Annotated in this window: 23 protein-coding genes and 1 pseudogene; 19 read left to right on the forward strand and 5 right to left on the reverse strand. The window is 71.5% G+C overall.

Annotation, left to right across the window (positions count from 1 at the left end):
• Nucleotides 1–281, forward strand: a pseudogene (locus tag E1288_RS48365) (hypothetical protein); the annotation flags it as partial.
• Nucleotides 282–402: 121 nt separating this feature from the next.
• A complete protein-coding gene (locus E1288_RS41705) occupies nt 403–768 on the forward strand; it encodes an iron chaperone (RefSeq protein ID WP_132494187.1) in 366 nt (121 codons plus the stop codon).
• Nucleotides 769–786: 18 nt separating this feature from the next.
• On the opposite strand, the gene E1288_RS41710 is transcribed toward E1288_RS41705, so the two are convergent.
• Nucleotides 787–1,818 (reverse strand): polysaccharide deacetylase family protein, encoded by a 1,032-nt coding sequence (locus tag E1288_RS41710; protein WP_132494188.1) that lies wholly within the window; start codon nt 1,816–1,818, stop codon nt 787–789.
• Between the two features lie 173 nt (nt 1,819–1,991).
• Here E1288_RS41710 and E1288_RS41715 point away from each other — a divergent pair, with 173 nt between their 5' ends.
• Both E1288_RS41715 and ggt read left to right on the forward strand, forming a co-directional pair.
• Nucleotides 1,992–3,587: a putative glycoside hydrolase gene (locus E1288_RS41715; protein WP_132494189.1), complete on the forward strand. Its 1,596-nt coding sequence runs from the start codon at nt 1,992–1,994 to the stop codon at nt 3,585–3,587.
• Nucleotides 3,588–3,790: 203 nt separating this feature from the next.
• Nucleotides 3,791–5,584: a gamma-glutamyltransferase gene (gene ggt, locus E1288_RS41720; protein ID WP_132494190.1), complete on the forward strand. Its 1,794-nt coding sequence runs from the start codon at nt 3,791–3,793 to the stop codon at nt 5,582–5,584.
• Nucleotides 5,585–5,681: 97 nt separating this feature from the next.
• Here ggt and E1288_RS41725 read toward each other — a convergent pair whose 3' ends face one another.
• The gene (locus E1288_RS41725) at nt 5,682–6,575 is read right to left on the reverse strand and encodes a DUF4231 domain-containing protein (protein WP_165968549.1); all 894 of its coding nucleotides are present in this window, start codon (nt 6,573–6,575) and stop codon (nt 5,682–5,684) included.
• 151 nt (nt 6,576–6,726) lie between these two features.
• Between E1288_RS41725 and def the strand changes: the two genes are divergently transcribed.
• The 4 genes from def to E1288_RS41745 all read left to right on the forward strand — a co-directional run bounded on the left by def (nt 6,727) and on the right by E1288_RS41745 (nt 10,211).
• A complete protein-coding gene (gene def / locus E1288_RS41730; RefSeq protein ID WP_132494192.1) occupies nt 6,727–7,272 on the forward strand; it encodes a peptide deformylase in 546 nt (181 codons plus the stop codon).
• A 1-nt stretch (nt 7,273) separates the two neighbouring features.
• On the forward strand, nt 7,274–8,197 hold the full coding sequence (fmt, locus tag E1288_RS41735; RefSeq protein WP_132494193.1) for a methionyl-tRNA formyltransferase: 924 nt from the start codon (nt 7,274–7,276) through the stop codon (nt 8,195–8,197).
• Nucleotides 8,194–9,606, forward strand: a complete 1,413-nt coding sequence (locus tag E1288_RS41740; protein WP_132494194.1) for an RsmB/NOP family class I SAM-dependent RNA methyltransferase — start codon at nt 8,194–8,196, stop codon at nt 9,604–9,606. The genes fmt and E1288_RS41740 overlap by 4 nt, the downstream gene beginning before the upstream one ends.
• Before the next feature lie 146 nt (nt 9,607–9,752).
• Complete coding sequence (locus E1288_RS41745; RefSeq protein WP_132494196.1) at nt 9,753–10,211, forward strand: nucleoside deaminase; 459 nt, start codon at nt 9,753–9,755, stop codon at nt 10,209–10,211.
• A 339-nt stretch (nt 10,212–10,550) separates the two neighbouring features.
• On the opposite strand, the gene E1288_RS41750 is transcribed toward E1288_RS41745, so the two are convergent.
• Complete coding sequence (locus E1288_RS41750) at nt 10,551–11,888, reverse strand: APC family permease (protein ID WP_132494198.1); 1,338 nt, start codon at nt 11,886–11,888, stop codon at nt 10,551–10,553.
• 209 nt (nt 11,889–12,097) lie between these two features.
• Between E1288_RS41750 and E1288_RS41755 the strand changes: the two genes are divergently transcribed.
• The 8 genes from E1288_RS41755 to E1288_RS41790 all read left to right on the forward strand — a co-directional run bounded on the left by E1288_RS41755 (nt 12,098) and on the right by E1288_RS41790 (nt 19,034).
• The gene (locus E1288_RS41755) at nt 12,098–12,514 is read left to right on the forward strand and encodes an OsmC family protein (RefSeq protein WP_132494200.1); all 417 of its coding nucleotides are present in this window, start codon (nt 12,098–12,100) and stop codon (nt 12,512–12,514) included.
• Nucleotides 12,515–12,807: 293 nt separating this feature from the next.
• On the forward strand, nt 12,808–14,202 hold the full coding sequence (locus tag E1288_RS41760) for an amino acid permease (protein ID WP_132494202.1): 1,395 nt from the start codon (nt 12,808–12,810) through the stop codon (nt 14,200–14,202).
• Between the two features lie 136 nt (nt 14,203–14,338).
• Nucleotides 14,339–15,019 (forward strand): ribulose-phosphate 3-epimerase, encoded by a 681-nt coding sequence (gene rpe / locus E1288_RS41765; RefSeq protein WP_132494221.1) that lies wholly within the window; start codon nt 14,339–14,341, stop codon nt 15,017–15,019.
• A 75-nt stretch (nt 15,020–15,094) separates the two neighbouring features.
• Nucleotides 15,095–16,138, forward strand: a complete 1,044-nt coding sequence (ribD, locus tag E1288_RS41770; protein ID WP_132494203.1) for a bifunctional diaminohydroxyphosphoribosylaminopyrimidine deaminase/5-amino-6-(5-phosphoribosylamino)uracil reductase RibD — start codon at nt 15,095–15,097, stop codon at nt 16,136–16,138.
• Between the two features lie 16 nt (nt 16,139–16,154).
• Nucleotides 16,155–16,802, forward strand: a complete 648-nt coding sequence (locus E1288_RS41775; RefSeq protein WP_132494205.1) for a riboflavin synthase — start codon at nt 16,155–16,157, stop codon at nt 16,800–16,802.
• Nucleotides 16,802–18,100, forward strand: coding sequence for a bifunctional 3,4-dihydroxy-2-butanone-4-phosphate synthase/GTP cyclohydrolase II (locus tag E1288_RS41780; RefSeq protein ID WP_132494207.1), 1,299 nt, complete (start codon nt 16,802–16,804; stop codon nt 18,098–18,100). The genes E1288_RS41775 and E1288_RS41780 overlap by 1 nt, the downstream gene beginning before the upstream one ends.
• On the forward strand, nt 18,097–18,594 hold the full coding sequence (ribH, locus tag E1288_RS41785; protein WP_132494209.1) for a 6,7-dimethyl-8-ribityllumazine synthase: 498 nt from the start codon (nt 18,097–18,099) through the stop codon (nt 18,592–18,594). The genes E1288_RS41780 and ribH overlap by 4 nt, the downstream gene beginning before the upstream one ends.
• Nucleotides 18,591–19,034, forward strand: coding sequence for a PH domain-containing protein (locus E1288_RS41790; RefSeq protein WP_132494211.1), 444 nt, complete (start codon nt 18,591–18,593; stop codon nt 19,032–19,034). The genes ribH and E1288_RS41790 overlap by 4 nt, the downstream gene beginning before the upstream one ends.
• A 199-nt stretch (nt 19,035–19,233) precedes the next feature.
• Here E1288_RS41790 and E1288_RS41795 read toward each other — a convergent pair whose 3' ends face one another.
• Together E1288_RS41795 and E1288_RS41800 are read right to left on the reverse strand one after the other, a co-directional pair.
• On the reverse strand, nt 19,234–19,608 hold the full coding sequence (locus E1288_RS41795) for an FKBP-type peptidyl-prolyl cis-trans isomerase (protein ID WP_132494212.1): 375 nt from the start codon (nt 19,606–19,608) through the stop codon (nt 19,234–19,236).
• Nucleotides 19,609–19,804: 196 nt separating this feature from the next.
• Entirely contained in the window at nt 19,805–21,136 is a 1,332-nt protein-coding gene (locus E1288_RS41800) for an aminotransferase-like domain-containing protein (protein WP_132494214.1), read from the reverse strand.
• 127 nt (nt 21,137–21,263) lie between these two features.
• On the opposite strand from E1288_RS41800, the gene E1288_RS41805 reads away from it, so the two are divergent.
• From E1288_RS41805 to E1288_RS41815, 3 genes are all read left to right on the forward strand, one after another.
• On the forward strand, nt 21,264–22,175 hold the full coding sequence (locus tag E1288_RS41805) for a branched-chain amino acid transaminase (RefSeq protein WP_132494215.1): 912 nt from the start codon (nt 21,264–21,266) through the stop codon (nt 22,173–22,175).
• 161 nt (nt 22,176–22,336) lie between these two features.
• On the forward strand, nt 22,337–23,092 hold the full coding sequence (locus tag E1288_RS41810; protein ID WP_165968550.1) for a nucleotidyltransferase domain-containing protein: 756 nt from the start codon (nt 22,337–22,339) through the stop codon (nt 23,090–23,092).
• Nucleotides 23,093–23,254: 162 nt separating this feature from the next.
• Nucleotides 23,255–24,577, forward strand: coding sequence for an alkyl sulfatase dimerization domain-containing protein (locus E1288_RS41815; protein ID WP_132494219.1), 1,323 nt, complete (start codon nt 23,255–23,257; stop codon nt 24,575–24,577).
• Nucleotides 24,578–24,677: the final 100 nt, after the last annotated feature.

Raw genomic sequence — 24,677 nt, forward strand, 5'->3', positions numbered from 1 at the left:
TGCTGGAGACCGAGCGGCTCGTGGTGCGGGAGTTCGTGCCGGAACGGCGCATCGAGAGATCTGAGCCCTGGGGTTCGGCGGCAGCGTCAGATGGGTATAAGAGACAGGTGGTGCGTGCTGGGATCCGGGGGTCGGGAGGAGCCTTGATGGGGCGCGTTCTGCTGGAGACCGAGCGGCTCGTGGTGCGGGAGTTCGAGCCCGAAGGCCTCATCGAGGGCTCCGAGCACGGCGACGTCGAATACGCGACGACCCGCGAGGAATGGCTGTCTCAGCACCGGTAGAAGTGGCCGTGCTCGTGCGGCCAGGTGGGAGTCGTGAGCACTTTGGATCGCCATAGCGACACAAAGTGCTCACGAGCCCGCCGCGCGGACGGATGGCCATTTCGCGGTTAGGCTTCGTGGCATGGTGCGCAGTTCGGCTGCCGACGTGGACGGTTACCTGGCCGAGGTTCCGGTGGAACGCCGGGAGGCATTGGCCGAGATCCGGGCCCTGTGCCGGGCCGAGCTGGCCGGATTCGACGAGGTCATGGCTTATGGGATGCCGACCTACCAGCGCGACGGCACTGCCGAGATCGCCTTTGCCGGCCAGAAGCAGTACATCTCCTTCTACCTCTTGCGCACCGATGTCCGGGACTCCTTCGCGCAGCGGCTCGCGGGGCACGACATGGGCAAGGGGTGCCTGCGCTTCCGCAAGGTCGATGCGATCGACTTCGACCTGGTCCGCGAGCTGCTGCGCGCGACGGCGGCCACCCGGGGCCAGGTCTGCTGAACCGGCCGGGCGGCGCCCTCAGTACCGGTAGAGCCGATCGCCGACCGCCGCCGAAGGCTCGGTGCTCCCGCCCGCCGGGGCGGAGACCCGGTCCGGGTCTCCGTCCGAGGTGTAGCGGCGGCCCGGGTCCGTGGCGAGCTTGTCCAGCCACACAGCGGAGCCGTACTGCGCGTCCTGCCCGGCCGGGCCCTGGGAACGGATTCGGGGCACGTTCGCCGGGTCGAAATCCGCCGACCACGGCGAGGGCGCGGGATTAGAGCCGACCAGCATGACGCTTTCGTAGTGGTAGGCGACGCCCTCCGCCGAGCCATCGCCCGCGAGGCGCTCGTCGTCCGGGTGAACGCCCAGCGGTAGCGCGATCGACCGGACCTGCGCGCCCGGCACGGCGTCTGCGATGAGCCGTTGCATCCCGGCGATCTGGTGCCGCACCTCGGCTTCCGAAGCCCGGCCCAGGTTCTCGTGGTCAAGCGTGTGGTTGCCGATCTCGAAGCCGTGCTCGTGCAACCAGCCGAGGCCGCGCCGGCCGCCGGGCTCCTCGAACGGCGGGTTGTTCACGTAGCAGGTCGCCACCGGGCGGAACCCGGGATGCGCAGCGGCGACGTCCAGCAGGATGCGGATCGCGGTGCCCGCCGCCGGTTCCCCCGCACTGTCCAATGTGAACTGACTGATCGAGCCGTCGTCGAAGGTGAGCACCACCGGATGCTTCCCTGCCGGGATGTCGAACCGCCCCGTGGCGTACTCGGTCGCCGTCACCGGCACGTAGTCCTCGGCAGCGAGCCGCTCCAGTTCCGCGCGGAAGTCCTCCGGGCTGCGGTCGTAGACGCTGCGCGGAGTCGGAGTGATCCGGTGGTACATGAGCACCGGGACGTCGCCGAGTTCGTTCGCCCGCACCGATTCCGGCGTCGGACGGGGGACGGGATCCGGCGGCCGGACGACCGCGTTGGGTTGGGGTGGGACGATCTCGCCGCTTTGCCCGGAGCCGCAGGCCGCGAGCAGGGCCACCGCCGTCACCGCGGCGCCGGCGCGCAATTTCCGCACTGCTGATCGCATCGCCTCCAACGGTAGAGACCGGCTTTCCCGCTGGGGATACTCCAAGTGGTCATTGATCTCCCGGGCCATGGCTGCGAAGGTGGAACGGCCGGTCGTCGGCCGGTTCCAACTTGATCACGCACGAATTTCGTGCAGCCGCGCGAGTTCGCCTGAAAGTCGGGGAGGCGAAAGCGATGTCGGATGTTGATTCCGGTGCGGCCCGCGCCAAGGCGGTGCGGGCCGACAGATTCGCGTTGTTCGGGGCGGTCGCCATCGCGCTGCTGTTCCTGGGATTCCTGCTGGTAAGATCGATGTCCACAGAGGACGTCGAGATATCCGGGCTGCCGGACCGTCCGATCGCGCCCGCCGAGGTGGGTTCGATCCAGATCCGCTCCGGTGCGGCCGATGGCGTGCAGGTGCTGCTGGACGGCCGCGAGGTCTCCACGGCGGACCGGCAGGGTGCCCTCGCGGTGCAGGCGGCGGACTTGCCGGACGGGCCGCACGAGCTGCGCGTCGTGGTGCCGCGCAGCCCGTCCTGGTTCGGTTCGGACGCCACCACTCAGATGTTCACAGTGGACAGTTCGCCGCCGGTGCTGCAGGTCGAGGACTCGCTGCGGCCGGACGGGCCGAACCGGCCGGTGACGGTCGTCGGCACGGTGCAGGGCGCCACGCAGGTCACCGTGGCCGGGCGGGTCGTCGCGCCGGATCCGCAGGGCGGGTTCAGCGCGGTCGTCGACCGGCCCGACCGCGAGGTCCAGGTGGTCGCGACCGACGCGGCGGGCAACCGCGCGGAGAGGACGATGACCGTCCACATCAGACATCCTGGGATGCGCGCGGTGCACCTCACCGGACTGGCCTGGACCAGTGACTCGCTGCGCGAACCGGTCCTCGCGATGGCCCGGCAGGGCAAGATCGACACCATCGAGCTGGACCTCAAGGACGAGAGCGGCGAGGTCGTCTACGACTCGGCGGTGCCGATGGCGCACCAGATCGGCGCCGTCAAGGGCTACTACCCGGCCCGGCAGGTGCTGGACCAGCTGCACGGCATGGGCGTGCGGGTGGTCGGCAGGCTGGTCGCCTTCAAGGATCCCGTGCTGGGCGCGGCGTCGTGGAACGGCGGACACCCCGAGCGGGTGGTGCAGACCGCCGACGGCCGGCCCTGGACCAGCGGCGCCTACGGCAGCTACGCGTTCACCAACTTCGCCGACCCCGTGGTCACCCGGTACAACATCGACATCGCCGCCGAGGCCGCCGCGCTGGGCTTCGACGACGTCCTCTACGACTACGTGCGGCGGCCCGACGGGCACATCGAGCAGATGCGCATCCCCGGCCTGACCACCACGCCGGAGGCCGCGATCGCCGACTTTCTGCGGCAGACCCAGCCGGAGGTCCGGTCGCGGGGCGCGCTGCTGGGCGCGTCGGTGTTCGGCATCTCGGTCGACCGGCCCACCGAGATCGCCCAGGACATCCGGCAGATCTCGCGATACGTCGACTACATCTCGCCGATGGTCTACCCGTCGCACTGGGGCCCGGGGGAGTTCGGCGTCGGCAACCCCAACTCCCAGCCATACGACATCGTGGCGCGCTCGCTGGCGGCGTTCGCCAAGGCAGTCGAGGGCACCGACGTGCAGATCATCCCGTGGCTGCAGGACTTCAGCCTCGGCGTCTCCTACGGCCCGGCGGAGGTGGCGGCGCAGATCGACGGGGCGCGAGCCAACGGCATGAACTCGTTCCTGCTGTGGGCCGCCAACTGCCGCTACCACGACGCGGCCCTGGGCCCGGCCGGCTAGCGCCGGTTTCGCGCGAAACCGGCATCCCGCGTGAGGGCGGCCGCCGGTTTCGCGCGAAAACGTCGTCCGGCACCGGTGTGCAGCCGGGCTCGCGAACTTTCCACCGAATCTCCCGCCAGCACGGCAGAAGCTTGCCGTGGGGCAGTTGTATCGGGGGCGCAGACTGGGCAGAGTATGCGGCATTGTCGATGTTGGAGGTGGCGATGTCCGTGAGGCCCGTTCGACTCACCCTGGCCGCGATCACGTCGTGCGCCCTGGTCGCGCCGGTGGCGCAGGCGGCGCCCGGCGGGCCGCCGGAACCGCCCAAGCAGGCCGAGGCGGTCGGCTACGGAGGCGCCGTGTCCAGCGTCGACCCGTACGCGACGCAGGCCGGGATCGAGGTGCTCCGGCGCGGCGGCACGGCCACCGACGCGGCGGTCGCGGTCGCGGCCGCGCTGGGCGTCACCGAGCCGTATTCGGCCGGCGTCGGCGGCGGTGGTTTCTTCGTGCACTACGACGCGAAGACCGGCGCGGTCGAGACCATCGACGGGCGCGAGACCGCGCCCGCCAGCATCCGCGAGGACTCGTTCCTGGAGAACGGCAAGCCGATCCCGTTCGACGAGGCGGTCACCAGCGGGCTCGGCGTCGGCGTGCCGGGCACCCCGATGACCTGGCAGGCGGCGCTGGACCGCTGGGGCAACAAGGACCTCTCCGAGGTGCTGCGCCCGGCTGAGCAGCTGGCCCGCAAGGGCTTCGTCGTCGACGAGACGTTCCGCCAGCAGACCGCCGAGAACCAGGAGCGCTTCAGCGCGTTCCCGGCGACTCGCGACCTGTTCCTGCCCGGCGGGAAGCTCCCCGAGGTCGGCAGCGTGCTGCGCAACCCCGACCTCGCCGACACCTACCGCACCCTGGGCACCAGGGGCATCGACGCGCTGTACCACGGCGAGATCGGCGCGGACGTCGTCAAGACGGTGAACCACCCGCCGGCCGACCCGGCCGCGAACCTCCAGGTGCGCCCCGGCGGCATGACCGCCGACGACCTGGGCGACTACGGCGTGAACGACCAGGCGCCGACCCACCTGAACTACCGCGGCCTCGACGTCTACGGCATGGCGCCGGTCAGCTCGGGCGGCACGACCGTCGGCGAGGCGCTGAAGATCCTGGAGCGCACCGACCTCTCCGACGGCGACAAGACCGCGTACCTGCACCGGTTCTTGGAGGCCAGCAAGATCGGCTTCGCCGACCGCAACCGCTGGGTGGGCGACCCGGAGTTCAACGACGTGCCCACCGAAGAGCTGCTCAGCGCGGAGTTCGCGGCTTCCCGGGCCTGCCTGATCAGCGACGACGCCGTGCTGCAGACCCCGGTCGCGGCCGGCGACCCGCGCAACCCGCAGGGCTGCCAGGCGGGCACCGCCGAAGGCGCCGAGCCCTACGAGGGCCCGAACACCACGCACCTGACCGTGGCCGACGCCTGGGGCAACGTGGTGGCCTACACGCTGACCATCGAGCAGACCGGCGGCAGCGGCATCGTGGTGCCCGGCCGCGGGTTCCTGCTGAACAACGAGCTGACCGACTTCAACTTCACGCCGGCCACCCCGGGCCAGCCGGACCCGAACCTGCCGGGCCCGGGCAAGCGCCCGCGCAGCTCGATGAGCCCGACGATCGTGCTGCAGGACGGCAAGCCGCTGCTGGCGGCGGGCAGCCCGGGCGGCGCGACGATCATCACCACCGTCCTGCAGGTGCTCACCGGCCGCCTGGACCGCGGCCTGTCCCTGGTGGACGCCATCGCGGAGCCCCGGGCGTCGCAGCGCAACTCGGCGCAGACCGAGGCGGAGCCGGGCTTCCTGGCCCAGCCGGAGGCGGAGAAGCTGAAGGCCATCGGCCACCAGTTCAAGACGACCGGTGAGATCGGCTCGGCGACGGGCGTGGAGCGACTGCCCGACGGCCGCTGGATCGCGGCGGCGGAACGTGAACGCCGCGGCGGCGGAGCTGCGGCGGTGGTCGTTCCGGCGCGCTGACCCCGGGCTTTCGCACGGGGCCGTGAGTCTTTTGGGGCGCCATAGCCGCCAAAAGACTCACGGCCCCGTACCTGCGGAAACGTTCCTCCGGCGGCGGTCAGCGGGTGCGGTTGGCGTGCCACATGGTGTGCTCGCGGCTGATCACCGACTCGGCGTCGACCACCGCCGCCGACCACTGCTGCTCGTCCAGGTCCCGGTCGAGCAGGTTGCGGACCACCGCCAGCTCGTGCGAGGCCACCACGTACGCCGTGGCCGTCGCGCTGTGCTGGCGGGTGGCCGTCCACGCCGCGAACGCCGAGACCGCCGCGGCCACGATGCCCGCCAGGTCGAAGTTCACCACCCCGAACGCCTTCGCCAGCGCGCCCGCGACGCCCACCACCTCCATGATCAGCATCGTGGTCCGGAAGACCCGCGCGCTGCGCTGGTGGAAGCGCGCCTTGCCCGCGTACCAGTCCTGCTGGTCGAGCACTCGGCCGACCAGGTAGGCCTCCTTGCGCTCGGCCAGCGGCGTCGCGCGCATCGCCCGCATCTTGGCGGTGATCGTCGACGCCGTGCTCGGCAGCAGCGGAACCTTCGGCATGTCGTGCTGCAGGATGCGGATGCGATCCGTGAACTCGTCGTCGGGCCGCTCGGAGTCCGCCGGGAACGGCGCGGCGCCCGAGACGTAGCGCCAGGTCAGGGTCTTGACCGACTCCGCGAGCGCGCGACCCTCGTACCAGACCTTGTCCGGCCGGGTGCCCACGATGGCCAGCTCGATCACCATCGCGCCGACGAACGCCAGCGCGGTGCCCACCGCGAACAGATCGATCTGGGAGTCGCCGATGCGCAGCGCGAACGCGGCGAACGTCGCGGCCGAAACGGTCAGCACCAGCCGGGAGCGGACGGCCCGCAGGAAGGTGCGCTGCTGGTGCACCGAGGCGCCGTCGGCCGCCTGGAACAGACCCGGGTAATCGTCCGGGGTAAGGGTTTGAAGTTGTTCGGTATTCGACATGCACGCTCCGTGACTCGGGTCTCCCAGTGAATCGTGGCGGAGGACCGCTCCGGAAGCGGCCATTCCAGCGGAACTCCCGCACCACCGGCCCGGGCCGGGTGACGACTAGACTCGTCGGGTCCGTCAGTCGTCGACGTGCCAGGGAGCCCATGTGACAGTCCAGCCGATCAGACTCTTCGGCGACCCCGTGTTGCGCACCAAAGCCGACGAGGTGGTCGACTTCGACAAGGAGCTGCGCACCCTCGTCCAGGACCTGTGGGACACCATGGAGGACCAGGGCGGTGCCGGGCTGGCCGCGCCGCAGCTGGGCGTCGGCCTGCGGGTCTTCACCTACCACTGCGACGGGTTCGCGGGGCACCTGATCAACCCCACCTGGACCGCGATCGACGACGAGGAGCAGTTCGGCCAGGAGGGCTGCCTGTCCATCCCCGGCATGTACTGGGACTGCCTGCGCGCCCGCAACGTGGTGGCCCGCGGCTGGAACATGCACGGCGAACCGGTCGAGGTCGAGGGCACCGACCTGCTCGCCCGGTGCATCCAGCACGAAACCGATCACCTGGACGGCGTGCTGTTCGTCGACCGGCTCGACGAACAGACCCGCAAGGCCGCGATGCGCGAAATCCGCAAGGCCGAGTGGTTCGACGGCAACGCACCGGTGATCAAGGAAAGCCCGCACCCGCTGTTCGGGGGGCGATGACATGCGCGTGGTCTTCGCCGGAACCCCCGCCCCCGCCGTGCCCGCGCTGCAGGCGCTGCTGGACTCCGGCCGCCACGAGGTCGCCGCGGTGATCACCAGGCCGGACGCTCCCGCCGGCCGCGGTCGAAAGCTGCTGCGTTCCCCGGTCGGCGAGCTCGCCGACGAGCACGGCATCGAGGTGCTCACGCCCGCGCGCGCATCCGAACCGGACTTCCTGGAGCGGCTCGCGGAGCTGGCCCCGGACTGCTGCCCGGTGGTGGCCTACGGCGCGCTGCTGCGGGAGAAGGCGCTGGCCATCCCGAAGTTCGGCTGGGTGAACCTGCACTTCTCGCTGCTGCCCGCGTGGCGCGGTGCCGCCCCGGTGCAGGCGGCCATCCGGCACGGCGACGAGATCACCGGGGCCAGCACCTTCCGGCTGGTGCGCGAGCTGGACGCCGGCCCGGTCTACGGCGTGGTCACCGAGGAGGTGCGCGCCACCGACACCGCCGGTGAGCTGCTGGACCGGCTGGCGGTCTCCGGCGCCGGGCTGCTGGCGGCCACCCTGGACGGCATCGAGGACGGCACGCTCCGCGCCGAGGAGCAGCCCGGCGACGACGTCAGCTACGCGCCGAAGGTGACCGTCGAGGACGCCAAGGTCGACTTCGCCGCACCGGCCACCGCCGTGGACCGGCTGATCCGGTCGGTCACCCCGGACCCGGGCGCCTGGGCGCTGCTGCGCGACGAGCGGTTCAAGCTCGGCCCGGTGTCCGTCGTCGAGGACGAGCTGCCGCCCGGGGAGATCCGGGTGGAGCGGCGGCGGGTGCTGGTCGGCACCGGGACGTCCGCGGTCGCGCTGGGCGAGGTGCAGGCGGCGGGCAAGAAGCGAATGGCCGCCACGGACTGGGCCCGCGGGACCCGCATCGAGCAAGGAGAACGGCTCAAGTGAACGATCGCCGCCGCCGGCCGTCGAGGCCGGCCAAGGCCCGCCCGCCGCAGCGCAAGTCCGGTCCGGCCCGGCCGGTGGACGTCGACCCGGCCCGCCTGGCCGCGGTCGAGACGCTCCGCGCGGTGCGGGAGCGCGACGCGTACGCGAACCTGGCGCTGCCGCCGCTGCTCAAGCAGCGCCGCATCAGCGGCCGGGACGCCGCGCTGGCCACCGAGCTGACCTACGGCGCCTGCCGCGCGCAGGGCCTGCTGGACGCCGTCATCGACGACTGCAGCAACCGGCCGCTGGCCGAGCTGGACCCGAAGATGCTCGACGCGCTGCGCCTCGGCGTCTACCAGTTGCTGCGCACCCGGATCCCGGCGCACGCCGCCGTCGCGTCCACTGTGGACATCGTGCGGTTCGAAGGCGGTTCCAAGCTGGCCGGTTTCGCCAACGCCGTGATGCGCCGCGCCGCCGAACTCGACGAGCAGGGCTGGGTCGACAAGGTCGCCCCGGCGCGCGAGGAGGACCCGGTCGGCCACCTCGCGATGCGCTACGCGCACCCGAGGTGGATCGCGCAGGCCTTCGCCGACGCGCTCGGCCCCGACGAGCTGGAGGCGGCGCTGGCCGCCGACGACGCCCGGCCCGCGGTGCACCTGACCGCGCGCCCGGGCGAGATCAGCGCCGACGAGCTCGCCGCGATCACCGGCGGCGACCCGGCTCCGTACTCGCCCTACGGCGTGCGGCTGGAAGCGGGCGCCGGCGACCCCGGCGACCTGGAGCCGGTGCGGGAAGGCTTCGCCGCCGTGCAGGACGAGGGCAGCCAGCTGGTGGCGCTCGCGGTGACCCGGCCGGAGATCGAGGGACCGGACCTGCGCTGGCTGGACCTGTGCGCGGGCCCGGGCGGCAAGGCGAACCTGCTCGGATCGCTGATCACCCTCGACGGCGGTTCGCTCGACGCCGTCGAGCAGGCGCCGCACCGCGCGGACCTTGTGCGCAAGGCCACCGAGGGGCTGTCGGTGTCGGTGCACGTCGCCGACGGCCGCGACCCGGGCCTGGAGCCGGGCTTCGACCGCGTGCTGGTGGACGCGCCGTGCACCGGGCTGGGCGCGCTGCGCCGCCGCCCGGAGGCGCGGTGGCGGCGGCAGCCGTCGGACGTCGGCGATCTGACGAAGCTGCAGCGCGAGCTGCTGCTGTCGGCGATCAAGCTGGCCCGCCCGGGCGGCGTGGTGGCGTACGTCGTGTGCTCGCCGCACCTGCCGGAGACCGAGGGCGTGGTGTCCGACGTCGTGCGCCGCACCGGCGTCACGCAGCTGGACGCGCGCGAGTACTTCCCGGACGTGCCGGACCTGGGCGACGGGCCGGGCGTCCAGCTGTGGCCGCACCGGCACGGCACCGACGCGATGTTCTGCGCCCTGCTGCGGGTGTGACGACGACGCCATGCCCGGGGTGCCTCCCGATTTTGCCTAAAATTGGGAGCATTCTGCCCCCGGCGCCCGTTGCGCGAAGCCAGAGGGTTCCCGATTTTGCCTAAAATTGGAGAGTCCGATAGCGGGCGTTCGAGGAGGGGTGCGTTGTGTCCGAAGAGGACTACCGGCGGTGGCTGGCCGTCGCGGTCGCGGAGGCGAAGGCCGGGCTCGCCGAGGGAGGGATCCCCATCGGCGCGGCGCTGATCGGCGCCGACGGGCAGGTGCTGGGCAGCGGGCACAACCGCAGGGTGCAGGACGACGATCCGTCGGTGCACGGCGAGACGGCGGCCTTCCGCAACGCGGGGCGGCAGCGCTCCTACGCCGGCACGACGATGGTGACCACGCTGTCGCCGTGCTGGTACTGCAGCGGACTGGTGCGCCAGTTCGGGATCGGTCGCGTCGTCGTCGGCGAGGCCCGGAACTTCCACGGCGGCCACGACTGGCTCGCCGAGAACGGCGTCGAGATCGTGCTCCTGGACGACCCGGAGTGCACCCGGCTGATGGCCGACTTCATCGAGGCCAACCCGCGCCTCTGGTACGAGGACATCGGCGAGGACGCGGAGTGACTCCGTTTCCGCTGGTGACTGCCCGTGCGTGTGTTGTGTCGCTGTAGAGGCTGTTTCCAAACTTGCTCTGCGTGGCGGTGCGGGTGGCGGAACCTCAGGCGTCTTCTCGCTGTGGGATCCCCGACTCATGAATGACCAATTCACCACGTCGGGGCTGTCCTCGCGAGAAGCCCCCTGAGAACCCGCGGCGGTGCGAGTTGCGAGGGCGGGCTAAGCGGCTGCGCCGCTTCAAAGACAAAACCCCGTGCTACCACACCTCACACGACGACATCCAAAACAGCCTCTATACCAGCACAAAACGCGCACGGGGCCTGACCGGCGGGAACGGGGCGGCCTCGGCTACTCCGCGGCCTGTCCGGCGGTGCGGCTGCGGGCGAAGTAGGTGATCAGGCCGATCGCCAGCCAGACCGCTCCCACCGACAGCGCCAGCGGGCTCGCCGTGGCCAGCACGACCGCCGCGATCAGGGCGCCGACGACCGGGACGACCACAGTGGACACCCGGCGTTCCCGCCCGGACACCGCGAAGTAGCCGATCACCGAGGCGTGCAGCAGGACGAACGCGGTCAACGCCCCGACCGTCACCATCGACGACAGGACCTCCAGCCCGTCCTCGGCCGACGCCGCCCACACCGACACGATCAGCGTCACCACCGCGGCCAGCAGCGTCGCGTTGCGCGGCACGTGCGCCCGCCGGTCCACCCGGCCGAGCGCCGCGGGCATCTGGCCGTCCCGCGCCATGCCGAACAACAGCCGGCTGACCGCCGCCTGCGCCACCATCGCCGAGAACGCCGGCGCGACCGCTTTCACCGCCGTCACGGCCACCGCGAGCCAGCCGCCCAGCGAGGCCCGCAGCATGTCGTAGAACGCCGAATCCTGCGCGTCCGCGTCCAGCGCCAGCTCCTGCGGCGTCAGCGGGTTCAGCAGCGAGGCGAGGTAGGTCTGCACGAAGAACAGCACGCCGCTGAGCGCCAGGCAGAACAGCAGCGCCCGGCCGACCTGGCGGGACGATCCGGTGTTCTCCTCGGCGAACGACGCGATCGCGTCGAAGCCGAGGAACGACAGCACCGCCACCGACACCGCGCCCAGCACGGCCAGCGGCGCGAACGCGTCCACCCCGGTCAGCGGCGACAGCCACGGCCGGGCCGGACCCTCGGTGGCCAGCACCACCAGCGCGGCGACCACGAACACCGCGAGCAGCACGATCTCCACCACCAGCACCACCGTGCCGACGATCGCCGCGACCTTGACGCCGGTCAGGTTCAGCGCGGTCACGACGACGATCGCCAGCCCGGTCGCCAGCCACACCGGGACCTGCGGCACGAGCGAGTTCGTCGCGATACCGACGAACAGCGACGCCACGCTCGGGATGAACAGGTAGTCCAGCATGATCATCCACCCGGCCACGAAACCGGGCGCCCGCCCCAGGCCCGCCGAGGCGTAGGCGAACACCGAACCGGCCTTCGGCACCGCCGCCGACATCCGCGCGTAGGACCAAGCGGTGAACGCCATGGCCACGGTCGCGACGACGTAGACCAGCGCCACCGCGCCGCCGCTGCGCGCGTCGAGCACGCCGAAGACGCCGACGGGCGCGAGCGGCCCGATGAACAGCAGGCCGGAAACGATCAGGTCGCGAAGCGACAGCCGCCGCTGCAACCCCTCCGCGGAAGTAGTGGTCATGGCAGAACACCTGTCTCCGAACTAGATGTGCGGGTTCCCCGGGGCAGGAGACGCCCGAGAACCCGCGGCGCTGCGGGTTGCGAGGATGGGATGCCCGATCAAAGCACGACCGGGCCCGGCCGGAACAACGCGGCGCCCGCGATGGTTGACCTTGCACGGTTCCGCACCGAGGCTGGACCGGCAACCGCAACTCACGTCAGGTGGTACGAATGTCTTCCACTCCGGTCGAAGTGACCCGCACCGGTCCGCACACCTTCACCGCGACCAACCCGCGCGGCGGCGAGGTGACGATCGGCCGCGAGGACGCGCCCGACGCGTTCACCCCCGGCGAGCTGCTACTCGCCGCCATCGCCGGCTGCTCCGCGGTCACCAGCGAGAACCTGCTGGTCCGGCGGCTCGGGGAGGACGCGAAGGTGACGGTGCACGCCGACCGGACCAAGGTCCCGGAGGACAAGCACAAGTTCGCCTCTGTCCAGGTCAGCTTCGACGTGGACCTCAGCGGGATCGAGGACGACGGCGAGCGCGGCAAGGTCGTCGACGCGGTGCAGCGCGCGATCGAGAAGTACTGCACCGTGAGCCGCTCCGTCGAGGAGGGCACCCCGATCGAGCTGACCCTCCCGCGCTGACCAGGGCCGCACTACCGGCAAGATCGACACCGCTGTTGGCGACAACCAAGCCGGCAGCGATGCCGCCGGACGGGCGGTGTACAGCGCGGGCAGATCACGAAGGTCGAGTCCCCGACGAGAGTCGGGAGGCGGCTCCGCGAACCACCTGGGCATCCGTGTCCGGGAATCTCCGCGTCTTCAGGCCGGAGAGGATGTCAAAACTGTGCAACTGACGCGTTCCGCGCCGGGGCCTCGTCGTAAGGTGCTCGTCGCGCACCTGTAGGTGGTGCGCGACGAGTGGGAGGCACAACACAGTGGCACAGGAGACCGTACCGGCACAGCAGTCCGGGTTGCGCAGGGATCTCTCCGGGCGCCAAGTCGGCATGATCGCCATCGGCGGCGCCATCGGCACCGGGCTGTTCCTCGGCTCCGGCCTGGCGATCTCCATCGCCGGCCCGGCCGTGATCATCGCCTACGCGGTCGCCGCGTTCGCCGCGCTCGCCCTGGCCTACGCGCTGGCCGAGATGATCGTGGTGCACCCCGAGGCGGGCGGGTTCGGGGCGGTCATCAAGCGGTACCTCGGCGGTCTCGCCGGGTTCGTGTCCCGCTGGATCTACTGGGCCGCGCAGGTGGTCAACATCGGCAGCGAGGTCATCGCGGCCGGGCTGTACATGCAGTTCTGGTACCCGCAGCTGCCGCTGTGGATCCCGGTGGTGGTCTTCTCGGTGCTGATGCTGGCGATCAACGTCGCCGCGGTGCGCTTCTTCGGCGAGTTCGAGTACTGGTTCGCCATGATCAAGGTCGTCACGATCGTGGTGTTCGTGCTGCTCGGCGTGGTCTACATCGTCTTCGGCCTGCCGGGTCAGCAGCCGACCGGCGTCGGTGCGCTGACCGAGCACGGCGGGTTCCTGCCCAACGGCATCGGCGCGGTGTGGCTGGCGCTGACCGTGGTCACGTTCTCCTATCTGGGCACCGAGGCCGTCTCGATGACCGCGGCGGAGTCCCGCAACCCCGGCCGGGACGTGCCGCGCGCGGCGCGCAGCATGGTGCTGCGGCTGGGCCTGTTCTACGTGCTCGGCATGCTGGTGGTCGTCTCGATCCTGCCGTGGAACCAGGCGTCGTCGTCGGGCGACATCACGGAGAGCCCGTTCGTGCGGCTGTTCAGCCTGGTCGGCATCCCCGCCGCGGCCGGGATCATGAACTTCGTGGTGCTCACCGCCGCGCTGTCGGCGATGAACACGAACCTGTACCTGACCGCTCGCATGACCCACTCGCTCGCCATGGACGGCTATGCACCGAAGTGGTTCGCCGTGGTCAGCAAGAACGGCGTGCCGCGGCGCGCCCTGGTGCTGTCGGCGGCCGGGCTGGCGCTGGCTGCGTCGCTGTCGGTGTTCGCCGAGGACACCGCGTTCCCGATGCTGCTGGGCCTGGCGCTGTTCGGCGCGCTGGTGGTGTGGCTGATGATCTTCGCCAGCCAGCTGGTGTTCCGCCGCCGCCGGGCGCTGGAGGGCCTGCCGCCGTCGCCGGTGCGGCTGCCGGGTGCCCCGGTGACGACGGTGCTGGCGATGCTGTTCGTCGCGGCGGTGCTGCTCACCACGCCGTTCACCGAGCAGTTCAACACCGCCTGGAAGGCGGGCGTCCCGTTCGTGCTGATCCTCTGCGTGGCGTATTACGTCATCCGGCGCCGCAGCGGCGCGCGGTCGGAGTGAGCACCCGTGGAGGGCGCCCGGCCGCGAGTCGGGCGCCCTCCACGCCTCCGCCGATCGGGTGAGGGACGGGAGCGCAAGGGTGCCCCGCCGCCCGCCGCACCAGGCATTTACACTCCCGCATGTGTCGAACCAGCCGATGATCGCGCCCTCCATCCTGTCCGCCGATTTCGCCCGCCTCGCCGACGAGATGGCCGCCGTGAACGGCGCGCCCGGCGTGCGCGCCGACTGGCTGCACGTGGACGTGATGGACGCGCACTTCGTGCCCAACCTGACCCTGGGGCTGCCGGTGGTCGAGTCGCTGCTGAAGGCGACCGACATCCCGATCGACTGCCACCTGATGATCGAGGACCCGGACCGCTGGGCCATCGGCTACGCCGAGGCCGGCGCCTACAACGTCACGGTGCACGTGGAGGCCGCCAAGGACCCGATCGCGATCGCCAAGGACCTGCGCGCCGCCGGGGCGAAGGCGGGCCTGTCGATCAAGCCGAACACCCCGCTGGACCCGTACGTCGAGGTCCTCAAGCACTACGACACGCTGCTGGTGATGTCCGTGGAGCCGGGCTTCGGCGGCCAGAGCTTCATCGCCGACGTGCTGGACAAGGCCCGCAAGGCCCGCGAACTGGTCGACACGGGACACCTGAACCTGGTGGTGGAGATCGACGGCGGCATCAACGCCGACACCATCGAGCAGGCCGCGGAAGCCGGCGTCGACTGCTTCGTGGCGGGTTCGGCGGTCTACAACGCCGACGACCCGGCGAAGGCGATCGAGGCCCTGCGCGCCAAGGCCGCCCCGAACTTCGCCCACGCCCGGCAGTGACGATGTTCCTCCGCAATTTCCATTGAAATCGAAGATTCGATTTCAATGGAAATTGCGGGATGGGGAGGGGAACCGATGGTCGGTCGCGCCGAAGAGCAGGCGATGCGCACCGCGATCGCCGCGAGCGAGCAGGTGCGCGGCACGACCAGCCCCAACCCGCCGGTTGGTTGCGTGGTGCTGGCCGCCGACGGCGAGGTCGTCGGCGTCGGCGCGACGCAGCCGCCGGGCGGTCCGCACGCGGAAGTCGTCGCGCTCCGCGCGGCGGGGGAGCGAGCCAGGGGCGGCACCGCCGTGGTGACGCTGGAACCGTGCTCGCACACCGGCCGGACGCCGCCCTGCACGGATGCCCTGCGGTCGGCCGGGATAGCACGCGTGGTGCACGCGGCCTCCGATCCCAACCCGCAGGCCGCCGGTGGTGCCGAGGTGCTGCGCGCCGCGGGCGTCGATGTCCACAGTGGATTCCTGGTCGACGAGGCGGCAAGGGGCCCGCTGCGGGCCTGGCTGCACTTCGCGCGGACCGGTCGGCCGCACGTCACGTGGAAGTACGCGGCCACATTGGACGGCCGCTCGGCCGCCGCCGACGGCACCAGCAAGTGGATCAGCTCCGCCGAATCCCGCGCCGAGGTGCATCGATTCCGCGCGCAGGTGGACGCGATCATCGCGGGCACCGGCACGGTCCTCGCCGACGACCCGCAGCTGACCGCCCGCACGCCGGACGGTGCACTGCTGGCCCGGCAGCCGCTGCGGGTCGTCGTTGGCGACCGCGAGATCCCGCGCGCCGCCAAGGTCTTCGACGACGCGGCCGAAACGATCCAGCTGCCCGGCGGCGACCCGGCCGCGGTGCTCGCCGCGCTCGCCGACCGCGGCGTCGTCGACGTGCTGCTGGAGGGCGGCCCGCGGCTGGCCGGCGCGTTCATCGCCGCCGGCTGCGTGGACCGCGTGCTCGCCTACGTCGCGCCGCTGCTGCTGGGCGCCGGCCCGGCCGCGCTCGGGGAAGCGGGAGTGGGAAGCATCTCGGAAGCATGGCGGTTGACAGTCGAAGAGACGACTATGAGTGGCCCCGACGTCCGGATCAGTGCGGTCCCGTTGGACGGCCGACCGGGCGCCGAAGGCCGGTAGTGCGAGGAGGCAGCAGGTGTTCACCGGGATCGTCGAGGAGCTCGGCACCATCGAGGCGGTCGAGCCGTTGGCCGACGGCAGCCGGTTGACCATCGCAGGGCCGGTGGTCACCGGGGACGCCAAGCACGGCGACTCGATCGCCGTCAACGGCGTGTGCCTGACCGTCGTGACGGTGGGCGACGGGCGGTTCACCACCGACGTCGTGGCCGAGACGCTGCGCCGCTCCTCGCTGAAGGGCATCGCGGCCGGCGACCGGGTCAACCTGGAGCGCGCGATGGCGCTCGGAGACCGGCTCGGCGGGCACATCGTGCAGGGCCACGTCGACGGCACCGCGGTCCTGCGCGGCACCGACGCCGACGGGCTCACCCGCTTCGAGCTGCCCCGGCGGCTGTCCCACTACCTGGTCGAGAAGGGCTCCATCACCGTCGACGGGGTGTCGCTGACCGTGGTCGACGCCGGTGACGGAGAGTTCAGCATCGCGCTGATCCCCACCACCAAGGAGCTGACCACGCTGGGCTTCCGCGAGCCGGGTGACGAAGTGAACATCGAGGTGGATGTGCTGGCCAAGCACCTGGAACGGCTCGCCGCCGCGCAACTGGACCACCTGGCCCGTGGTGCCCAGCCCCGTTCGGGGGACAATGGCGGCGTCAGGGAGGCGCGGTGATGAACCCCGAGGACGAGGTCGCGAACACGGTGAGCAAGAACAGGTTCGACAGCATCGAGCGCGCACTGGCCGACATCGCGGCCGGCCGCCCGGTCGTCGTGGTGGACGACGAGGACCGCGAGAACGAAGGCGATCTGATCTTCGCCGCGGAGAAGGCGACGCCGGAACTCGTGGCGTTCATGGTCCGCTACACCTCCGGCTACATCTGCGTCGGGCTCCCCGGCGAGGACTGCGACCGCCTCGACCTGCCCCCGATGTACTACTGGAACCAGGACCGCAAGGGCACGGCCTACACCGTCACGGTCGACGCCGCCGAAGGCGTCAGCACCGGCATCTCCGCCTCCGACCGCGCCAAGACGCTGCTCGTGCTGGCCGCCGAGGAGTCGACCGCCAAGGACCTGACCCGGCCCGGCCACGTGGTGCCGCTGCGCGCCCGCGATGGGGGCGTGCTGCGCCGCCCCGGCCACACCGAAGCCGCCGTGGACCTCTCCCGCCTCGCCGGGCTGCGGCCGGCCGGCGCGCTGTGCGAGATCGTCAGCCAGAAGTCCGAGGGCGACATGGCGCGCCGCGACGAGCTGGAGGTCTTCGCCGAGGAGCACGACCTGGCGCTGATCACCATCGCCGACCTGATCTCCTACCGGCGCCGCTTCGAGAAGCAGGTGGTGCGCGTCGCCGAGGCCCGCATCCCCACCGTGCACGGCACGTTCCGCACCTTCGGCTACGACAGCACCATCGACGGCATCGAGCACCTGGCGATGGTCTACGGCGAGATCGGCGACGGCGAGGACATCCTGGTCCGGGTGCACTCCGAATGCCTGACCGGCGACGTGCTGGGCTCGCTGCGCTGCGACTGCGGCCCGCAGCTGGACGCGGCGATGGCCAAGGTCGCCGAGGCCGGTCGCGGCGTGGTGCTCTACATGCGCGGGCACGAGGGGCGCGGCATCGGGCTGATCCACAAGCTGCAGGCGTACCAGCTGCAGGACAACGGCGCGGACACCGTGGACGCCAACGTCGCGCTGGGCATGCCGGTCGACAGCCGCGACTACGGGCAGGGCGCCCAGATCCTGTGCGACCTGGGCATCAAGTCGATGCGCCTGCTCACCAACAACCCGGCCAAGCGGGTCGGGCTGGAGGGCTACGGGCTGCGGATCGTGGACCGCGTGCCGCTGCCGATCCGCCCGAACCCGGAGAACATCCGCTACCTCCGCACCAAGCGCGACCGGATGGGGCACGTGCTGGACAATCTCGACGACGGGGAGGATTCCTCGATCAACGGCGAGACTGGAGTTACGGCATGAGTGGCGAGGGTCGACCGCGGATCAGCGTGCCGAAGGCGGGTGACCTGCGGCTGGGCATCGCCGCAATCCGCTGGCACGAGCGGCTCGTCGAGCAGATGCTCTCCCGCGCGCTGGCGGCGGCGAAGGACGCGGGCATCGCGGAGCCGACCGTGGTGCGGGTGCCCGGTTCGATCGAGCTGCCGGTGGTCTGCCAGCAGCTTGCGCACCAGCACGACGCGGTGGTCGCGCTGGGCGTGGTCATCCGCGGCGGCACGCCGCACTTCGAGTACGTCTGCGACTCGGTCACCCAGGGCCTGACCCGGGTGGCGCTGGACGAGTCCACGGCCATCGGCAACGGCGTGCTGACCTGCGACACCATGCAGCAGGCGGAGGACCGGGCCGGGTTCGACGACTCGGTGGAGGACAAGGGCTTCGAGGCGACCGCGGCGGCGCTGGAGACGGCGCTGGTGCTGCGGGAGTTGCGCGGCTGGAACGGGGAACGGGGTTTCTTGTGAGTGCCGAGCGGGTGGAGGTCCGGCCGCGGAAGGTGCGGCGGGTTGCGATCCCGATCGCTGTCGTGCTGGTGCTGGCGTTCGCGGTGGTCGGGCTGCTGCTGCGCAACACCCCGACCGGCGTGATCTTCTCGGTGTCCGACCAGGTGGCGATGGTGGCGCTGGGCCTGCTGCTGGGCGGCGGCGTGATGCTGCTGACCCGGCCGCGGTTGCGCGCCGACGCCGACGGCGTGGAGGTCCGCAACATCATCGGCACGCAGCGCTTCTCGTGGCCGCTGGTGCAGGCCGTCACCTTCCCGGACGGCGCCTCGTGGGCCCGGCTGGAGCTGCCGGAGGACGAGTACGTGCCGATCATGGCGATCCAGGCTTCCGACGGCGAGCGGGCGATCAAGGCGATGCGGGAGCTCCGCGAACTCCGCCGAGAGGTCGACGCCGAGAACTGAGCGCCGAGCGGCGTGATGGCGCCTTCGACGGGACGAACCCGGCGGAGGCGCCCTTTCGTTTCCGCAGGCGGAACGCCTGGGCAGCGGGGCGGAAGTTTCCCGATTTCAGGCGAGATCGGAAAGCTGTGAACGCCTGGAATGGGCCGGGTGGCTTCCCAATTTTAGGCAAAATCGGGAAGCCACCCCGTGCTCTCGGTCGTCAGCCGGCCGAGACCAGGTCGCAGACGAAGACCAGCGTCTCGCCGGGCGCGATCACGCCGCCCGCGCCGCGGTCGCCGTAGGCGAGCTGCGGCGGGATGGTGAGCTTGCGGCGGCCGCCGACCTTCATGCCCTGCAGGCCCTTGTCCCAGCCCGCGATGACCTGGCCCGCGCCGAGCTGCAGCTCCAGCGGCGCGCCGCGGTTCCAGCTGGCGTCGAACTCCTTGCCGGTGCTGTGCGAAACGCCCACGTAGTGCACGGCGACCTGGTCGCCCGCCTTGGCCTCGGGGCCCTCGCCGACCTCGATGTCCTCGATCACCAGGTCCGCCGGCGGCGCGCCGGTCGGCTTGGCGACCTGCGGCTTTTCCTTGTTCACGTGCGTTCTCCTCGATCGGTGGTGCGCAGCGTCGTGCAACGGCTGCCGGTGAATTGTCCCGGACGGTCCCGTGTGGAGCACACTCGCCCGGGCGCCGTTCCAGGGTGGACGGATATCGCCGGGGCGGTACCAGTGCGTGTTTCGTGCTGCTATGACGACACAAAGCACGCACGGCCCAGCGGCGGCCGGGCTTGGTTCACGACCGTTCCCAGGTCCGGGCGAGCGCGGCGACCGCCTGGTCGAGCAGTTCCGGGCCGAGGGCGAAGCTGAGGCGCAGGCGGTCGCGGTGGCCGCGGTCGGCCGCGAACAGCGAGCCGGGCGCCACCGCCACCCCGTTGTCCCGGGCGAGCTCCGCGAAGCGGTCGGTGTCGGTGCCGGGCAGCCGGACCCATAGCGACAGGCCGCCCGCCGGCCGCCCCCACGTCCACTGTGGAAGGTGGCTGCGCAGGGCGGCGGCGAGGTGGTCGCGGCGGCGCGCCAGTTCCGCTCGCCAGGTCGCGAAGTCGTTGTGCCGCAGCAGTTCCGCCGCGAACCGCTGCCCGACCGTGCTGGTCGCCAGGTCGCTGGTCTGCTTGAGCTCGGTCAGCTGCGACAGCAGCGGTTCCGGCGCGACGAGCCAGCCGACCCGCAGGCCGCCCCACAGCATCTTCGACAGCGAGTGGACCTCGACCGCGCCGTGCGGGTGCTCGTCGGCGAACCGGCCGGGCCGGGGTCCTTCGTGCACCAGCTCGGCGAGCGTGCGGTCCTCGACGACAGGCAGGGCGGCGTCGCGGGCGACCCCGGCGAGTTCCCCGACGCGATCGGCGTCGGCCACCGTTCCGGCCGGGTTGTGCACCGCCTGCGCGTAGGCGAAGGCGGGCCGGTGCCGCTCGATCGCGTCGCGGAACGCGTCGGGCAGCATGCCGCGCCGGTCGGTGGCCACGGCGACGGCACGCGCCCCGCAGCTCTGGATCGCGGCGAGCGCGCCGGTGTAGGTGGGGTCTTCGACCAGCACCGCGTCGCCGGGGCGGGCCAGGCAGCGGGTCGCGAGGTCGATGCCCTGCTGCCCGCCGCCGGTGATCAGCGGCTCGCCGCCGATGAGTTCCCGCAGGCCGGGCTCGCCCGGCAGGTCGTAGCCGTGCCTGCTCGGCGTGCTCAGCAGCGCGGCCGGGTCGAGCTTGGGCACCCGCAGGTGCGACGGATCGGGCACGACCGAAGTGGACAGGTCGGCGAACACCGCGCCGGGGCGCAGCAGCCGGCCCATCGCCGACTCCCGCCCGGCGGCGGCCAGGTAGGTGCCGCTGCCGTGCCTGCGCTCGCAGACCCCCTCCTCGAACAGCGCGTTGAACGCCGCGGCCACGGCGCCGCGGCTGCACTCCAGCACCCGGGCGAGGTCGCGCTCGGACGGCAGGCGGGTCCCCGGGCTGAGCGCGCCGGTGCGCGCGAGGTCGGTCAGCGCGGCCGCCAGCCGGCGGCTGAGCGGGCCGTTCCCGTGGCGGAGCCGGTCGCGGATCAGCGCGGCGAATTGGTCCACATCGGCACTCGGCATGCGGCCATTCTGCACCAGGGAGGATTAATCACTAGTGGATGAACTGGCCACTTGGTAGCGTGCCAGGTGGCCGCGAAGTGGCTTGTCCCACATCGCGAGACATGCCACTTTGGTGAAGGGGATGGCGATGGCGCTGACCGAGGCGGAATACATCTGGATGGACGGCGCGCTGGTGCCGTGGCACGAGGCCCAGATCCACGTGCTCAGCCACGGGCTGCACTACGGCACCGGCGTTTTCGAAGGCATCCGCGCCTACTCCACGGCGGACGGGCCGGCGCTGTTCCGGCTCGACGAGCACCTCGACCGGCTGTTACGCAGCGCCAAGATGCTGCGAATGACGTTGCCGTACCGCAAGGAAGAGCTGCGCGAGGCGACGCTGGAGCTGGTGCGGGCCAACGGGCACCGTTCCTGCTACGTCCGCCAGCTGGCCCACCTCGGCTACGGCGTGATGGGCGTCGACCCGACCGGCGCGCCGGTGCAGATGTCGATCGCCAGCTGGGAGTGGGGCGCCTATCTCGACGGCGCCGACAGCGGCGTGCGGCTCATGACGAGTTCCTGGCGGCGCAACGATCCCTCCGTGGTGCCGACCGCCGCCAAGGCCACCGGCCCGTACCTGAACTCCGCGCTGGCCAAGCTGGAGGCGCGCGAGGCCGGGTACGACGAAGCGGTGCTGCTGAGCACCGACGGCTATGTCAGCGAGTGCTCCGGCGAGAACATCTTCGTCCGGCGCGGCGACGTGCTCTACACGCCGCCGTCGAGCGCGGGCGCGCTGGAAGGCATCACCCAGGACTCGGTCACGACGCTGGCCACCGACCTGGGCATCACCGTGCAGCGCGAGAACCTGCTGCGCTCGGACCTGTATTCGGCCGACGAGATGTTCCTCTGCGGCACCGCGGCGGAGGTCACCCCGGTCCGCGCGGTCGACAACCGCGAGATCGGCGAGCCGGGCCCGGTGACGCGCAAGATCCGCGACGCCTTCGCGGCGGCGATGACCGGTGCCGACGAGCGCTACCGGCACTGGCTGACCTACGTCGGTTGATCGACTTCCGCCGAGCGGCTGATAGCCTCCGCGGCATGGACTTCTGACGGTGGACGAAGGACCCGCCGGGCGAACCGCGCCCGCGCGGGATTCACCGCGACGGGCGGAAGCGGCCCGTCGCGCGGATGCTGGTCGCATCGCCGAAGGAGTCTGATCAAGTGCTGGAAGATGCCGAATTCGAAGCCCGCGTCGCGGACCGGCTGGCCGCGTTGCCAGGGGTCCGGGCCGTGAGCCTCGGCGGCTCGCGCGCCCAGGGGATCCACCACGCCGACAGCGACTGGGACTTCGCGATCTACTACCGCGGCAGCTTCGATCCGCAGGACCTGCGCGACGTCGGGTGGCCCGGGGAGGTCTCCGAGCTGGGCGAGTGGGGCGGCGGCGTGTTCAACGGCGGCGCGTGGCTGCAGATCGAGGGCCGCCACGTGGACGTCCACTACCGCGACCTGGACGTCGTGGAGCACGAGCTCGCCGAGGCCCGGGCCGGCCGGTTCGAGTGGCAGCCGCTGATGTTCCACCTCGCGGGCATCCCCAGCTACCTGGTGGTCGCCGAGATGGCCATCAACCGGGTGCTGCACGGCGAGCTGCCGCGGCCGGAATACCCGGACGCCCTCCGCGAGGCCGCGCCCGCGGTCTGGTGGGGGCAAGCGTCGATGGGCCTCGCCTACGCGAGGGCGAACCACGCGCCGCACGGCCGGCTCGCGGAAACGGCGGGCATGATCGCGCAGGCCGCCTGCCAGGCGGCGCACGGGGTGCTCGCGGCCCGCGGCGAGTGGGTCACCAACGAGAAGCGCCTGCTGACCAGGGCGGGCTTGCGCGATGTCGACCGGGTGGTGGCCGGGCTGACTGCGCAAACGCTGGTCGAGGCTGTGGACGAGGCCCACGCACTGTGCGACGCGGCGGTATCCGCGGCCAGGTAGCCCGTGGCTCGTGAGCGTTTTGGAGTGCTGTGGCGCTCCAAAACGCTCACGAGGGGGCCTGGGCCTGTCGTTATAGGGCGGTCTTATCCGCGGGGGCGGAAACGCGTATTGGACCCGCCGGGGCTCCGCCGCCGAGGATGGCCGCGGCGGAAAGGAGCCGTGATGGCGAAGGATTTCCTGGCGTACTGCGACGAGGTCTGGCGCGGCGAGGCGACCACGGCCGACTACCAGAAGGGCCGCTGGCAGGACGGGCACGTCATCGAACTCGCCGAGGGCGTGGCCCTCTTCCCGGCCTTCGGCAACGTCGTGGCCGTCCGGGGCGAGGACGGGCTGCTGCTGTTCGACACCAGCCACGAGCGGTTCAGCGCCCGGCTGCACGCCGCCGTGCGCGCCTGGAGCGACCTGCCGCTGCGCTACGCGGTGTACTCGCACGGGCACATCGACCACGTCTTCGGCGTCGGGCCGTTCGACGCCGAGGCCGACGAGCTGGGGCGCTCCCGGCCGGTCGTCGTCGGGCACGAGGCGGTCGTTGCCCGGTTCGACCGCTACAAGCTCACCAGCGGTTACAACGAGGTGATCAACCAGCGGCAGTTCCAGCGCGCCGACTCCCGCTGGCCGCTCGACTACCGGTATCCCGACGTCACCTACCGGGACGCCATGACGCTCACCGTCGGCGGCCGCGAAGTCCGGCTGCACCACGGCAAGGGCGAGACCGACGACGCGACCTACGCCTACCTGCCGGACCAGCGGGTGCTGATGACCGGCGACATGTTCATCTGGGTCACGCCGAACGCCGGGAATCCGCAGAAGGTGCAGCGCTATCCCCGCGAGTGGGCGCAGGCGCTGCGGCACATGGCCGGGTTCGGGGCCGAGATGTTGTTGCCCGGCCACGGGATTCCCATCGTCGGCGCGGACCGGGTGCGTGCCGCGCTGCTGGACACCGCCGAATACCTGGAGAGCCTCGTCGAGCAGGCCTTGGAGCTGATGAACCGCGGAGCCCGGCTCGACGAGATCGTGCACGCCGTGCGCCCGCCGGAGCACCTCGCGGACAAGCCCTACCTGCGGCCGGTGTACGACGAGCCGGAGTTCGTCGTGCGCAACGTGTGGCGGCTCTACGGCGGTTGGTACGACGGGAACCCGGCGCACCTCAAGCCCGCCCCGGACGCGCAGCTCGCGACGGCGCTCGCAGAACTCGCCGGCGGCGCGGCGGCGCTGACCGAGCGCGCGAAAGCCGCTGCGGCGGCGGGTGAGTTGCGGCTGGCCTGCCACCTCGTCGAGTTCGCGGTGCAGGCGGAGCCGGACGACACCGCGGTGCACGAGGTCCGCGCCGACATCTACGCGCAGCGCGCGAAGCAGGAGCTCTCGACGATGTCGCGCGGCGTCTTCTCCTGGGCGGCGGCGGAGTCGAGGGGCCGGGTCAGCGGCACCGGCGTGCTCGACGAGGTGGCGGAGGCGTCGAAGGGCAAGACCCGCTGGGCGATCTGACGGGCCCCACCGGACGCGAGGAGTCCCGCAATTTCCATTGAAATTGGAGCTCTGATTTCAATGGAAATTGCGGGCCTCGGAGGGTGCGGGGGCCCGGAGG

This window comes from Saccharopolyspora elongata (genome assembly GCF_004348985.1).
Taxonomy (GTDB): domain Bacteria; phylum Actinomycetota; class Actinomycetes; order Mycobacteriales; family Pseudonocardiaceae; genus Saccharopolyspora; species Saccharopolyspora elongata.

Bases quoted from the DNA above. Each gene is read 5' to 3' on its own strand.
- E1288_RS41705 (WP_132494187.1), top strand. From the start codon at position 403: ATGGTGCGCAGTTCGGCTGCCGACGTGGACGGTTACCTGGCCGAGGTT.
- E1288_RS41710 (WP_132494188.1), bottom strand. From the start codon at position 1,818: ATGCGATCAGCAGTGCGGAAATTGCGCGCCGGCGCCGCGGTGACGGCG.
- E1288_RS41715 (WP_132494189.1), top strand. From the start codon at position 1,992: ATGTCGGATGTTGATTCCGGTGCGGCCCGCGCCAAGGCGGTGCGGGCC.
- ggt (WP_132494190.1), top strand. From the start codon at position 3,791: ATGTCCGTGAGGCCCGTTCGACTCACCCTGGCCGCGATCACGTCGTGC.
- E1288_RS41725 (WP_165968549.1), bottom strand. From the start codon at position 6,575: ATGTCGAATACCGAACAACTTCAAACCCTTACCCCGGACGATTACCCG.
- fmt (WP_132494193.1), top strand. From the start codon at position 7,274: ATGCGCGTGGTCTTCGCCGGAACCCCCGCCCCCGCCGTGCCCGCGCTG.
- E1288_RS41750 (WP_132494198.1), bottom strand. From the start codon at position 11,888: ATGACCACTACTTCCGCGGAGGGGTTGCAGCGGCGGCTGTCGCTTCGC.
- E1288_RS41755 (WP_132494200.1), top strand. From the start codon at position 12,098: ATGTCTTCCACTCCGGTCGAAGTGACCCGCACCGGTCCGCACACCTTC.
- rpe (WP_132494221.1), top strand. From the start codon at position 14,339: ATGATCGCGCCCTCCATCCTGTCCGCCGATTTCGCCCGCCTCGCCGAC.
- ribD (WP_132494203.1), top strand. From the start codon at position 15,095: ATGGTCGGTCGCGCCGAAGAGCAGGCGATGCGCACCGCGATCGCCGCG.
- E1288_RS41780 (WP_132494207.1), top strand. From the start codon at position 16,802: ATGAACCCCGAGGACGAGGTCGCGAACACGGTGAGCAAGAACAGGTTC.
- ribH (WP_132494209.1), top strand. From the start codon at position 18,097: ATGAGTGGCGAGGGTCGACCGCGGATCAGCGTGCCGAAGGCGGGTGAC.
- E1288_RS41800 (WP_132494214.1), bottom strand. From the start codon at position 21,136: ATGCCGAGTGCCGATGTGGACCAATTCGCCGCGCTGATCCGCGACCGG.
- E1288_RS41805 (WP_132494215.1), top strand. From the start codon at position 21,264: ATGGCGCTGACCGAGGCGGAATACATCTGGATGGACGGCGCGCTGGTG.
- E1288_RS41815 (WP_132494219.1), top strand. From the start codon at position 23,255: ATGGCGAAGGATTTCCTGGCGTACTGCGACGAGGTCTGGCGCGGCGAG.